The following is a 12,759-nucleotide window of genomic DNA, read 5'->3' on the forward strand; positions in this document are numbered from 1 at the left end:
CAACCGTCCACCCTCGCTTCGCACAGGCCGGACTGTCAGTAGGGTCTTATTAAAGACAGGGGGCGCAGCCCCGTCTATTACCGACACGGGTGAGCCGGCATCACCCAGATGGGTAGCGTGGCCGGTGCCGGGTGCGCTGGAAAACCGCCTGCGAACCCGCGGGAACTGCTCTCAGGCGACTTGGGGTTTTCAGCATGTATCCGTACATGCTTGTGCACTACTATGGTTTGTTCGCAATCCGATACCCCACCGGGTTCCACCCACGACATGTCCACGCTCACAGTCAACCCTTCGCTGGATGGTGCCGCCGCCATCTTGGGAGTGGTCCCGTCCGGGACTTCGGGCGACGACGATCTGGAGTTGCTGCTGGAGCGCTTTCTGGTGTCCATCGCCGCGCTGGCGGGCGCCCAGGCGGGCGCTGTGCGGGTGCTGACCGACGACGGGCTTCACATGCGGCTGGTTGCGCAGCAGGGCCTGCCCCCCCATGTGCAGGAGGCCGAGCAGCTGGTGGACCGGGGATGCGGCATGTGCGGCACCGCGGGCGGCGCCGACGGGCTGGGCTGGGTGGACGATCTGCGGTCCTGTGACCGGCAAGGCGGCGGGCACTATTTCGGCGGGCAGTGCAAAGGCGTGCTGGCCATCTCGCTGGTGCACGCCGATCAGGTGCTGGGTATCTACAACCTGTTTTTTGAATCCAGGGTCCAGATCCCGCCAGCGACGCAGACCATCCTGCGCCTGATCGGGCAGTTGCTGGGCCTCTCGCTGCACAACGCCCGGATCGAGCGCGAGCGCCTGCGGGTGACCGTGATGAAGGAACGCCAGGAAATGGTCAACGAAGTGCACGACTCGATCGCGCAGACCCTGGCCTACGCGCGCATGCGCCTGCCCCTGCTGAACGACGCCATGCTGGCCCACGACGACACCCGGGCCATCAAGTATTTTTCGGACGTCAAGCAGGCGGTGGGGGAGGTGCACGACAACCTGCGCGAGGTCATGACCTATTTCCGCACCCGCATGGACCCGCTGGGTCTGCTGCACGCGCTCCAGGGCATCGCCGACGGCTTCTACGGTCGCAACGGCATCGCGCTGGAGATCCGGAACACGGTCCGGCACCTGAACCTGTCCGATGCACAGGAGGTCCAGGTGTTTTTCATCGTGCAGGAAGCGCTGGCCAACATCGCCAAACACTCCATGGCCCGCCACGCGGCAATCATCATCAACAAGACGCCCGCAGGCCTCGAGTTCGTGGTCGAGGACGATGGCCTGGGCATGGCCGCGCCGGGCGTTTCCACCATCGTGACCTCGGCCAAGGAGCTCGCAGCGCCCACCCATTTCGGGCTGGAGATCATGCAGAGCCGGGCGCAGCGCCTGGGGGCGAGCCTGGAGGTCGGCGACAACGCGGGGGGTGGTACCCACGTGCGCCTGCTGTTGCCCACGCCACCCGCCACCACCGCAGAACACACACAATGACGACGCCCGCCACGCAGGCCATGCAGACCCGGGTGATGCTGGTGGACGACCACGCCATGTGCCGCAGCGGATTGTCTGAATTGCTGCAGAACCGCAGCGGCATGGTCGTGGTCGCGGCCACCGGGGATCGTGAGCAGGTCATTCCTCTGTTGCGCGAGTTTCAGCCCGAACTGATGGTGCTGGACCTGAGCCTGGGTCCGGTCGACGGCTTGAGCGTGCTGCGCATGGTGCGCACGGAAGGCATCGAGGTGCCGGTGGTCGTGCTGACCATGAGCAACAGCGAAGAAGACCTGTCCGCCGCGCTGCGGGCCGGCGTGCGCGGCTACCTGCTCAAGGACATGGACCCCGACGACGTGATCGAATCCATCGGCCGTGCCGCACGCGGCGAGCTGGTGGTGGCGCCGACCATGGCCGTCAAGCTGGCCCAGATGTGGCAGAGCGGACAGAAGGGCTCGGTCAAGCGCGACCTGGTGGACACGCTGACCGAGCGCGAACGCCAGGTGCTGGACCAGGTGGCGCGCGGCAAGAGCAACAAGGTGATCGCGCAGGCGCTGGACATCAGCCACAACACCGTCAAGCTGCACGTGCGCCACATCATGGCCAAACTCGACCTGGGGTCGCGCGTGGAAGCGGCCGTGTTTGCGTTCGAGCACCGCACCTCGTCCGAACATCCGGGCAAGGGCGGCGAGCCGGAGAACCCCTCCGGGCGCCGATCTTCCTGACGGCGCTTGCGTTTCAGTTGGATGTTGCCGCGTTGAGCGGCGGCAAGGGCTGCTCCACCTCGTGGTGGGCGGGTGACAGTTGGCTGGCGGCCCCGGTCTGCGGGTCGAACCAGTGCAGCGTGCCGTGCAGTTTCACCACGTCACCCACGATCAGCAGGCTGGGCGATGTGAAGCCGCTGCCCGCCACCTTGGCCGGCAGGTCGCTCAGCGTGCCGGTGAGCACCTGCTGCGTGGACAGCGTGCCGTGCTGCACGGCGGCGATCGGTCGCGTGGCGGGGGCGCCGTGCGCCATCAGCTGGCGGCAGATGTCGGGCAGCGCGTTCAGCCCCATGTAGATCACCACCGTCTGGTTCGGGCGCACCAGCGCTTCCCAGTCCAGGTCGGCGCTGCCGTCCTTCAGGTGGCCGGTGACGAACAGGCAACCCTGGGCGTGGTCGCGGTGCGTGAGCGGGATGCCGGCGTAGCTGGCCACGCCGCAGGCGGCGGTCACGCCGGGAATCACCTCGAAGTCCACACCGTGGGCGGCGAGCTCCTGCATTTCTTCGCCGCCGCGACCGAAGACGAAGGGGTCGCCCCCCTTGAGGCGGACCACCTGCTTGCCTTCGCGCGCGAGCTGCACCAGCAGCCCGTTGATCTGCTCCTGGCGCATGGTGTGTTCGTTGCGCCGCTTGCCGGCAAAGATGCGCTGCGCACCGGGCGAAGCGAAGTCGAGCACGCCCGAAGACACCAGGTTGTCGTAGACGATGACGTCGGCCTGCTCCAGCAGGCGCACCGCTTTGAGCGTCAGCAGTTCCGGGTCGCCAGGCCCGGCGCCCACCAGGTAGACACAGCCGCGCGACCGCTGGACAAAAGGTCGGATGTTCATAGGTATCGACTCCCCGTTCCACAACCGCCACCCGTGCCACAGCCACCGCTGCCGCAACCACCACCGCCACCTCCGGTGCTGCAGCCGCTGGCGGCGGGTGCCTGGGCCACCAGTTGCTGGCTCACGAAAATGAAGTTGAACTGGCCCGGCTCCAGCTCGACGAAATCGAGCACGGTGTCTTCCAGCAGGTCGGCGTGCGCCGCGGCGATCACCACCGCCACGTCCTCCAGCATCAGGCGCGTGTCGTTGTCCGCGACATCGTCAAAACCCATGCCGTAGCCGATGGAGCCGTCGGGCTCGCGCCGCGCGGCCACGCGCAAGGCCAGTTGTTCGGCGTCGCTCTCGCGGGCCGCCTGTCGTATCTGTTCTGCTGCCGTTGCTGTGAGTTTGAACATGCTGTGGGCCGCCTTTCAGTGTTCGCCTTTGGTGCGCAACAGGCCGGCCAGCCGGTTGCCCTGTTTCTGCGGGCCCCCACGGGGGAAGAGGTCGTGCAGGTGGTGGTTGCTGCCGCGCTCCGGACCCCAGACCACCGTGAAGTGTTTGATCATGGCGCGCACCTGGGCCTGCACGCCGTGCTCGGCGTAGTACGCGCGCAGGTAGCGCACCAGCTCCCAGTGTTCGTCGGTCAGCGTCAGTTCTTCCTGGGCGGCGAGCGCGCGCACGAAATCTTCCGACCAATCGCCGAGGTCGCGCAGGTAGCCTTCGGAGTCGGTTTCGACCGGGTGGCCCTTGACCATCAGGATGCGGGTGAACGCGTCCGCAGGGAGCGTGAGAGTAGTGCTCATGCGGCCAGCCTCTCGAGGTGTTCTGAGCGAGCACCCAGCGAACGCCGGGCGCGCACGAAGTCGACAAAATGCCGCGCCCAGTCGGTACCCGCCACGCTGCGCAGGTGGGAATAGGTGGCCAGCAGGTTGTGCATCACGACACCATCGTGTTGCCCATCGATGCCGTGGCCGCGCGTGACACGCCAGGCGTAACGCGTGTCCGCCGGCAGCCCGTCCAGGCTGGAATAGTGGAACTCGTGGCCGCGCACGGACCGGCCCCGCAGACCGGCCCAGGGCATGTCTTCGGTGGCGGCCAGGTGCACATAGCCGCGCCCCACCGGCTTCGGATGCAGTGTGGCATCGCCCGCCACCGCACCCACCATCTCGCAGCGCTCGCCGCGCCATTGCAGCGACCGCGCCAGGTACATCAGGCCACCACACTCAGCGTAGGTCGGCAGGCCATCCGCGATGGACGTGGCGATCTGCGTGCGCAACGACACATTGGCCTGCAGCTCGCGCATGAACAGTTCGGGGAATCCCCCGCCGATGAACAGGCCGTCGATGGCCTCGGGCAGCGACGGGTCGCTCAAGGTGTCGAACGGCAGCAGTTCGGCGCCCGCGTCGCGCAAGGCTTGCAGGTCGTCCGGGTAGTAGAAGCCGAAGGCGCGGTCCTGCGCCAGGGCGATGCGCACGGGCGGATTCGGACTGGCCACCAGAGCCATCGGCATGGGTGAAAGATTCAGCGCCGGTGCACTGGCGGCCAGTGCGCGCACCCGGTCGAGGTTCACCTGGGCCGCGATGCGCTCGCCGATCAGGCCAATCTGCCGCGCGGCGTCGGCGTGTTCGTTGCTCGGCATCAGGCCGAGGTGGCGTTCGGCCACCGCCAGGTCGGAGTCCTCGGCGATGGCCCCCAGCACCGGCACGTCGGTGTAGTGTTCGATCACGGCGCGCAGCTTGGCCTCGTGCCGGCTGCCCCCCAGCCGGTTCAGGATCACGCCGCCTATGCGGATGCGGCGGTCAAAGGCCTGGTAGCCCAGGATCAGCGGCGCGATGCCGCGCGTCATGCCACGCGCATCGATCACCAGCAACACCGGCAGGTCCAGCAGCTGCGCCAGCGCGGCGTTGCTGTTGCTGCCGTCGAGGGCGAGTCCGTCGTACAGACCCTTGTTGCCCTCGACGATGCTGATGTCGGCCCCAGCCGCCTGCCGGGCAAACACGGCGCCGATCTGCTCCGAGGTCATGAGGTAGGGGTCGAGGTTGTGGCAGGCGCGGGCGCTGGCCCGTCCCAGCCACATCGGGTCGATGAAATCCGGCCCTTTCTTGAACGGCTGCACAACCACCCCGCGCGCCGAGAGGGCCGCGCACAGGCCCAGACTGACCGTGGTCTTGCCCGAAGACTTGTGGGCGGCGGAGATCAGCAGGCGGTCCATGTTGTTCAGTTCTTGGCCGACACGAAGTCGTCCTGTGGCATGAAGTCGAAAGCGCGCACGCCGACGACCGTGAGCAGCAAGGCCGCCCCCAGGCCGCCGACACCGAGCAGGAACTCCGGCAGCGAGGGCACGTAGCTCGCGATGGCGCCGTCACCGAAGCTGCTGCTCACCGCGTGGCCGGGGAAGATTTCCAGCGGAAAGGCCTGGCCGCCGATGATGAAGACATAGAGGAAAGCAAACGCGCCGACCACGACCAGGGCCGAAGCAGCGAACGTGTAGCGCGCTCCCGAGAGCTTGGGGTGGAACAGCAGCAGCAGCGGCAGCACCGAGCCGATCAGCACATAACCGCCCCAGAACAGCAGCGGGTAGAGGCCGCCGTCGACGAGCAGGAAGCGCTCGAAGGCGGCCTGCCTGGCGTAGTACAGGTTGGTCAGGTGGTAGACCGCCACCAGGTACATCGATGCGGCGATGAACACACCGAGCAGCCGGGCCATGCGGCGCCGGATCGCGCCGTCGAGCACGCGACCCTCCCACGCATACATCGTGGACTGGGTGACCAGAAAGACGGCCAGGCCCCAGCCGAAGCTCAGCACGATGAACAGCGGCGCCAGCAGCGCCGACTGGTAGGCCTGGCGTGCGACCAGAAAGGCAAAGATCGAGCCGGTGCCGGTGGTCAGCACGAAGCGCCAGACCAGGGCCGCCAGGCCGGCGGGTTTCGAATACCCGTTCATGCGCCGCTCGAACATGGTCCACAGGTAGACCGCGACGATGGCCGTCATGCCCGAGTAGAGGAAGACGTTCCAGGCGAAGACCGATTTGAAGTTGTAGTGCGTGGCGGCGACGATCACGCGGTCGGGCCGACCCAGGTCCAGCATCAGCACCATCAGGCCGCCCATCAGCAGGGCGATGCACAGCAGGCCCGAGAGCGGCGCGCGCGGCTTGTAGACCGTCTGGCCGAAGACCGATCCGATCGACGCGACGTTGAGCACCCCCGAGGCAGCGACGATCATGAAGATCGCGAACACGTGGGGAAGGCCCCAGACGACCTGGTTGTTCATGCCGGTGACGATGTGGCCATGCAGCTCCATGTAATGCGCGGCGCCCAGGCCGACGGCCGTGATCGCGCCAGCCAGGACGGCGACCAGCCAGAAGTTGCGGATGTCTTCGCGGGTTCTCATGGTCTGGTTCTCTAGGACTAGATGCCGTGGTAGCGGACACCAGGGTCCAGCTTCAGGTCGGCGCGCAGCTGCGAGGTCTGGATCGCGCGGACGCGCTTCGAGATCTCGCTGGTCGGGTCGTTGAGGTTGCCAAAGACGATGGCGCCGTGGCCGGCCGCGCTGCAGGCCTGCACGCAGGCGGGCTGCTCGCCCCGGTCCACCTTGTGCACGCACATCGTGCAACCCTCCACCGTGCCCATGCCGCGCGGCACGTCGGGCTTCTGTTTCGTCTGGGGTTCGTGCACGAAGGAGCGTGCCTTGTAGGGGCAGGCCATCACGCAGTAGCGGCAGCCGATGCAGATGTGCTTGTCCACCAGCACGATGCCGTCGGCGCGTTTGAACGAGGCACCGGTCGGGCACACGTCAACGCAGGGTGGCTCGGCACAGTGCTGGCACATCACGGGCAGCGACTGCGTCTTGCCGGTGCGGATTTCCTTGATCTCGATCTTGCGGATCCACTGCGAACCCGTTGTTCCAGGGTTCTCGGGCAGGCCGTTTTCGGTGCGGCAGGCGGTCACGCAGTCGGTGCAGCCGCTGCTGCACTTCGTGCTGTCGATCAGCATGCCCCAACGCACCTGGGGGTCGGCACCGGCCGTGGCTGCACCAGCGGCGGGCGCAGCCTGCGCGATCTCGATCAGGCGCACGCCGGGTGCCAGCAGGATGCCGGCCAGGCCCGCAGCGGCCACGCCCAGGAAGCCGCGGCGCTCGGGCTGGGCAGCGTCCTGCGAGGGGGTGGGAGGCACCGGGTTCATGGTTGGGACCTCGCAGAGGGGCTCTCGACGCCGAGCGTGCGCACCAGTCGGCTCAGCAAGGCGGTGGTGCCGGAGGGATGGACCAGCGGGTGGAAGGCGGAGGTCGCAGCGGGCTGGGTGGCGTGGCACTCGAAGCAGTCGATCTTCACCGCGGCAAAGCTGTGGCAGCTGACGCAGAAGTTGGTCTTGGTGGCCGCCACGCTCTGGGTGGTCTGGCTGGCGTGGCACTCGATGCAGGTCTTCAGGCTGTATTTCGCACCGCGCAGGCCGCCGTGCACGGTCTCGTCGCGCTGGTGCTTGAGGTACTTCATGTGGTCGCGCCGCATGATGGCCGGGTCTTCCACGCACTGGCCACCGCGCGCCGCTTCAATGACCGGCTTGGGCACACGCGGCGTTGCTCCGGGCGCATCGGCGGCCAGCACCGCAGCGCCGGCCAGCAGCAGCCACAGGACCGCAGCGCGAGGGAGGTTGCGAAGCAGACGGCCCATGTGCGTCACTCGCCCAGGCCCATCTGGATGTAGCCGGTCGGGCAGACGTCCTGGCAGATGTGGCAGCCGATGCACTTGCTGTAGTCGGTGTCCACGTAGCGGCCGGTGGTCGATTTCGACTTGGGCACCTTGAACACCGCGGTCTGCGGGCAATAGACCACGCAGTTGTCGCACTCGAAGCACTGGCCGCAACTCATGCAGCGCTTGGCCTCGGCCTGCGCCTGGGCTTCCACCAGCGCCTGCAGGCGTTCGTCGAAGTTGCCCAGAGCCTCCTCGGCCGTGAGGCTGACGATGGTGCGCCGGTTGCGAGGGGTGTACGCAAAGTGGCCAAGGAACAGCTCCTTGTGCGAGATCACGTAGCGGTCGGAGCGGTTGTCGAAGTTGTGGATCGCCACATTGCTTTTGTCGGTGCCGTGGATCGGTTCGTGCACCTCGCTGAAGCTCAGGCCTTTCTCGATCATCTTGCGCTGGAGGTCGAAGGTGTGCACATCGATCTTGGGTCGTTTCTCCAGTGCCTCGCCCTGTAGGAAGCGGTCAATGCCCTCGGCCGCGATGGCGCCGTGGCCGATGGCCGTGGTCAGCAGGTGCGGGCGGATGATGTCGCCACCGGCGAACACGCCCGGCTGCACCTGGTAGTTCTTGTCGGCCGGCACCGCGCCTTTGCCGTTGTTGAATTCCTCCAGCCCGGTGAAGTCCACCGCCTGACCGATCGCCGAGACGATCAGGTCGGCAGGCAGGTCCTCCTCTGTGCCCTCGATGTTCTTGATCTCCAGCTTGCCGCCCACGATCTTCGCTTCACAGCGGATCACGCGCAGCGCGGTGGCGCGCCCGTCCGGCCCGCGCACCACGCCCACCGGCGCCAGGCCGCCGCGGATGGCGATGCCTTCGGACAGCGCGTGTTCGACCTCGTGGCGCGAGGCCTGCATCTTGTCCACCGCGAAGATGGAGGTCAGCGTCACGTCCGCGCCCTGCTTGGCCGACACCGCGGCCACGTCGTGTGCCACGTGGCCGGCGATCGCGTGCTCGGGTCGGTCGCTCTCGTGGATCTGGTCGATGTGGCCGAGGCGGCGCGCCACGGTGGCGACGTCGATCGATGTGTCGCCACCACCGACCACCACCACACGTTTGCCCACATGGCGCAGGCGCCCATCGTTGAAAGCCTTGAGGAAGGAGGTCGCGGTCACGCAGTTGGGCGCATCCGCGCCCTCGACCGGCAGGCCGCGGCCGGACTGGGCGCCGAGCCCGAGGAACACGGCGTCGAAATCGGCGCGAATCTGCTCCATCGTGATGTCGGTGCCGATGCGGCAGTTCGTGCGCGCCACCACACCGAGGTCCAGGATGCGCTGGATCTCGGCGTCGAGCACCTGGCGCGGTGTGCGAAAGCCGGGAATGCCGTAGCGCATCATGCCGCCGAGCTCGGCGCGTTCGTCAAACAGCGTGACGGCGTGGCCACGCAGCGCGAGCTGGTAGGCCGTTGACAGGCCGGCCGGGCCGCCGCCGATGACCGCCACCTTCTTGCCGCTGGAGAAATCCGGTTTCTTGAAGCCCAGGTTGTTGGCAATGGCGTACTCGCCCAGGAAGTGCTCGACCGAGTTGATGCCGACGAAGTCTTCCACCTGGTTGCGGTTGCAACCCGACTCGCAGGGCGCCGGGCAGACCCGGCCCATGACGGAGGGGAAGGGGTTGGCTTCGGTCAGCCGGCGGAAGGCGTATTCCTGCCAGGGCATGCCGGCCGGCGGCTTCTCGACGCCGCGCACGATGTTCAGGTAGCCGCGAATGTCTTCACCCGAAGGGCAACTGCCCTGGCAGGGTGGTGTGCTCTGGATGTAGGTCGGGCACTTGTGCGAGTGATCGGCGTTGAAGATCTGCTTCTGCCAGGGCCCCGGCTTGTGGTCGCCATCCTTGTAGCGCCGGAAGTTGAGGGGCTGGACGCTGGCGGATTCGGGGTTGGTTGACATGTCTTGTCTCCTGGGATCGTTGTCTGGTCGCGGGGCTTCGGCGCGCGCGCTTACTTGTCACCGAGCCGGATGGCCTTGCTCACGAGCTGGTGCACACCACCGACCATGCTCATGTCAAAACCGTACTGCGGCAGCACCTTGGTGAACTGCGCCTTGCAGATGGCGCAGATGGTGGCCATGAAGTTCACGCCGTGTTCGTCCACCACGTTCTTCAGCGCTTCCATGCGGGGCAGGGCGCCCTTGACGCGCAGCTCCAGCAGGTCGTCGGTCAGCAGGCCTCCACCGCCGCCGCAGCAGAAGGTGCTTTCATGGATGGTCCCGGGCGCCATGTCGTGAAAGTTGTTGGCCACCGCTTTGATGATGTCGCGCGGGATGGTGAACTGGCCGCCCGCAAAGTCGCCCATGCGCGAAGCGCGCGCCACGTTGCACGAGTCGTGGAAGGTGATGATGCGGTTGTCGTTCTTTTCCTTGTCGAACTGCAGCGCACCGCGCACGATCAGGTCGTGCGTGAACTCGCAGATGTGCATGGGCTGCTTGTAGCGGTGGTCGAGCTGGTTCTGCAGCTCGATGGCGAACGGGTCCTTGCCGCCGGCACCGATGCCCACCAGCGTGTTCCAGAAGCTGTAGGCCACGCGCCAGGCGTGGCCGCATTCACCGACCACGATGCGTTTCACGCCCAGCTCCAGCGCGGCCTCGCGGATGCGCAGCGCGATCTTGCGCAGCTGTTCGTAGTTGCCGATGAACATGCCGAAGTTGCCCGCTTCGCTGGCCATGCTGGAGAGCGTCCAGCTGACGCCCGCCGCATGGAACACCTTGGCGTAGCCGATCAGGCTGTCCACGTGCGGTTCGCTGAAGAAATCGGCCGACGGTGTGATCAGCAGCACCTCGGCGCCCTTCACGTCGAGCGGGAAGCGCACGTCCAGACCGGTCTCGTCCTTGGTGTCCTCCTCCAGGCCTTCAAGGGTGTCTTCCAGCGCTGGTCCGGGAATGCCCAGGTTGTTGCCGATGCGGTGCACCTTGCCGATGATTTCGTTGGCGTATTTCTGGCCCATGCCGATCGAATCCATGATCTCGCGCGCGGCCATGGTGACTTCGGCGGTGTCGATGCCGTAGGGGCAGAACACCGAACAGCGCCGGCATTCGGAGCACTGGTGGTAGTAGCTGTACCAGTCGTCCAGCACTTCGCGCGTCAGGTCCTTGGCGCCGACCAGGCTGGGGAAATGTTTGCCGGCAAAGGTGAAGTAGCGGCGGTAGACCTGACGCATCAGATCCTGGCGCGCCACCGGCATGTTCTTCGGGTCTTCGGTGCCGAGGAAGTAGTGGCATTTGTCGGAGCAGGCGCCGCAGTGCACGCAGGCGTCCATGTAGACGCGCAGCGAGCGGTACTTGCCCAGCAGTTCGCCCATCTTGGCGATCGCCTTGGCTTGCCAGTCCTCCACCAACTCACCCGGAAAGCCCAGGTTCTTCTGGATCGCCTCCGACGCCACGAAGGGCTTGAGGTGCGAGGTGGCACCCACCTGCACCAGCGGGATGACCGGGTAGGGCTTCAGCTTGGGGGTGGTGAATGCAGCGGTGGCCATGGCGGATGGGTGCTCCGTTTATTTGTCCAGGGCCGCGGCCCAGGTGGCCAGGTGGCGGGCTTCACGCGGGTTGTCGGTCATGTTGCGCGTGGGGCTGAAGAACAGGCCGGGCGCATGTAGCAGCTTGCTGATGGGGAAGATGATCATCAGCAGGGCCACCAGCGACAGGTGCACCAGCAGCACCGGGTCGGTGGGCAGCGGCTGCACGCTCAGGCGCATCAGGCCGAGCATGAACACCTTGACCGCCACGATGTCGATGTGTGCGACGAAGCGCATCGCCAGGCCCGTGAGGCCGATGGCGATCAGCAGCGCCAGCATCAGGTGGTCCGAGGGGGTGGAGATGTAGCGCACGCGGTCCACCAGGAAGCGCCGCGCCCACAGGCCCGCCAGCCCGGCCACCATGGCAAAACCCGCGTAGGTGCCGAAGGGTTGCACCATCGCTATGGGCAGCCAGACCGGCTCCTGGAAATAGCGCACATGCCGCAGCACCACCAGCAGCAGCGCGGCATGGAACATCCAACCGAAAGCCCAGGTCCATTTGCTGGAGCGGAACAGGCTCTCGAAAAACACCACCTCGCGCGTCAGGCGAAAGCCCACGCCGGTGGTCGTGAGCGGTGCGGGTGTGAGGGCGATCTTCAGCGGCGCGGGCGTGACCGCGTACTGCCGGATTTTCAACGCCAACCCGACCACGAAGATGGCGGTGGCCAGGTAAAACAGCGCAGCGAAGAAGATCGAGAGAGCGCTCATCACATGGACCTGGGTCGGGGTGGCGAAGGGGTCAGGAAGTCAGGTCAACCCGGCAGGCCGAGTGGATGCTGCAGCTTCAGACGCAGCCGGTCGGCTTGGGCAGGCCGGCGATCTTGCAGGCCTGCTTGGCGGGGCCGTAGGGAAACAGGTCGTACAGGTACTTGCTGTTGCCCTTTTCTTCGCCGAACTGCTTGCCGATGGCCTTGGTCAGCACGCGCACGGCCGGGGCGATCTGGTACTCGTTGTAGTACTCGCGCAGGAAGTTGATGACTTCCCAGTGGTTGTCGGTCAGAGGGACTTTCTCTTCTTCGGCGATGTGCTCGGCGATCTCCTTGTTCCAGTCGGCCAGGTTGATCAGGTAGCCCTCTTCGTCGGTTTCGTAAGTGGCGCCATTGATTGCGATGCTCATGGTGATGTCCTCAGGTTGTCGGAATGAAAATGCGGTCGGCTCAAGGTTCAGAGCCAGCTGTTCGAAACGCTGTGTTCGGCCACCAGGTCCACGAAGCCGCCGTAGTCCACCAGCGTCACGCCGTCCAGGGCGCGCGAGGCCATGCCGCGCGCATCCATGTCGGGCTTGAGGGCGTAGTACCTGACTTGTGAACCGTCTTCGCGCAGGCGGGCCTCCAGCGGGCTGCCGGCGGTGGCGGCGTAGACGCCGTCCTCGATCAGCAACACGGCGTGGCCGGGCAGGGCCATGCGCAGGCAGCTCGCCAGCGAGCTGGTCTGGTGGTGGGATTTGTTGACGATGTGCAGCATGGGGTTCTCC

At 66.4% G+C, this 12,759-nt stretch carries 14 protein-coding genes; 2 read left to right on the plus strand and 12 right to left on the minus strand.

The annotated features are described in order from the left end of the window. The first annotated feature begins 267 nt into the window (after nt 1-267). Both F3K02_RS18860 and F3K02_RS18865 read left to right on the plus strand, forming a co-directional pair. The gene (locus F3K02_RS18860; protein WP_177137157.1) at nt 268-1,470 is read left to right on the plus strand and encodes a sensor histidine kinase; all 1,203 of its coding nucleotides are present in this window, start codon (nt 268-270) and stop codon (nt 1,468-1,470) included. Further along, nucleotides 1,467-2,192: a response regulator gene (locus F3K02_RS18865; RefSeq protein WP_177137158.1), complete on the plus strand. Its 726-nt coding sequence runs from the start codon at nt 1,467-1,469 to the stop codon at nt 2,190-2,192. Before F3K02_RS18860 ends, F3K02_RS18865 begins: the two co-directional genes overlap by 4 nt. A 13-nt stretch (nt 2,193-2,205) precedes the next feature. Here F3K02_RS18865 and cobA read toward each other — a convergent pair whose 3' ends face one another. From cobA to tusB, 12 genes are all read right to left on the minus strand, one after another. Beyond that, a complete protein-coding gene (cobA, locus tag F3K02_RS18870) occupies nt 2,206-3,057 on the minus strand; it encodes a uroporphyrinogen-III C-methyltransferase (protein WP_177137159.1) in 852 nt (283 codons plus the stop codon). Continuing rightward, entirely contained in the window at nt 3,054-3,452 is a 399-nt protein-coding gene (locus F3K02_RS18875; protein WP_177137160.1) for an iron-sulfur cluster assembly accessory protein, read from the minus strand. Before F3K02_RS18875 ends, cobA begins: the two co-directional genes overlap by 4 nt. Before the next feature lie 15 nt (nt 3,453-3,467). Further along, complete coding sequence (locus F3K02_RS18880) at nt 3,468-3,842, minus strand: TusE/DsrC/DsvC family sulfur relay protein (protein ID WP_177137161.1); 375 nt, start codon at nt 3,840-3,842, stop codon at nt 3,468-3,470. After that, nucleotides 3,839-5,251: a cobyrinic acid a,c-diamide synthase CobB gene (locus F3K02_RS18885; RefSeq protein WP_177137162.1), complete on the minus strand. Its 1,413-nt coding sequence runs from the start codon at nt 5,249-5,251 to the stop codon at nt 3,839-3,841. Before F3K02_RS18885 ends, F3K02_RS18880 begins: the two co-directional genes overlap by 4 nt. 5 nt (nt 5,252-5,256) lie before the next feature. Further along, nucleotides 5,257-6,429, minus strand: coding sequence for an NrfD/PsrC family molybdoenzyme membrane anchor subunit (gene nrfD, locus F3K02_RS18890; protein ID WP_177137163.1), 1,173 nt, complete (start codon nt 6,427-6,429; stop codon nt 5,257-5,259). A gap of 17 nt (nt 6,430-6,446) precedes the next feature. Further along, nucleotides 6,447-7,220, minus strand: coding sequence for a sulfate reduction electron transfer complex DsrMKJOP subunit DsrO (dsrO, locus tag F3K02_RS18895; RefSeq protein WP_177137164.1), 774 nt, complete (start codon nt 7,218-7,220; stop codon nt 6,447-6,449). Further along, entirely contained in the window at nt 7,217-7,708 is a 492-nt protein-coding gene (locus F3K02_RS18900) for a hypothetical protein (RefSeq protein ID WP_177137165.1), read from the minus strand. Before F3K02_RS18900 ends, dsrO begins: the two co-directional genes overlap by 4 nt. Before the next feature lie 5 nt (nt 7,709-7,713). Continuing rightward, nucleotides 7,714-9,666, minus strand: coding sequence for an NAD(P)-binding protein (locus F3K02_RS18905; RefSeq protein ID WP_177137166.1), 1,953 nt, complete (start codon nt 9,664-9,666; stop codon nt 7,714-7,716). 50 nt (nt 9,667-9,716) lie between these two features. Next, nucleotides 9,717-11,246, minus strand: coding sequence for a sulfate reduction electron transfer complex DsrMKJOP subunit DsrK (gene dsrK, locus F3K02_RS18910; protein ID WP_177137167.1), 1,530 nt, complete (start codon nt 11,244-11,246; stop codon nt 9,717-9,719). Between the two features lie 18 nt (nt 11,247-11,264). Then, a complete protein-coding gene (locus F3K02_RS18915) occupies nt 11,265-11,993 on the minus strand; it encodes a respiratory nitrate reductase subunit gamma (RefSeq protein ID WP_177137168.1) in 729 nt (242 codons plus the stop codon). Between the two features lie 76 nt (nt 11,994-12,069). Beyond that, nucleotides 12,070-12,402: a TusE/DsrC/DsvC family sulfur relay protein gene (locus F3K02_RS18920; RefSeq protein ID WP_177137169.1), complete on the minus strand. Its 333-nt coding sequence runs from the start codon at nt 12,400-12,402 to the stop codon at nt 12,070-12,072. A 47-nt stretch (nt 12,403-12,449) separates the two neighbouring features. Then, nucleotides 12,450-12,749 carry a sulfurtransferase complex subunit TusB gene (gene tusB / locus F3K02_RS18925; protein WP_177137170.1) on the minus strand — a complete coding sequence of 100 codons (300 nt, stop codon included), beginning with the start codon at nt 12,747-12,749 and terminating at the stop codon, nt 12,450-12,452. Nucleotides 12,750-12,759 lie beyond the last annotated feature (10 nt).

The sequence above is a fragment of the Hydrogenophaga aromaticivorans genome, from assembly GCF_013387465.1.
Lineage (GTDB): Bacteria > Pseudomonadota > Gammaproteobacteria > Burkholderiales > Burkholderiaceae_C > Hydrogenophaga > Hydrogenophaga aromaticivorans.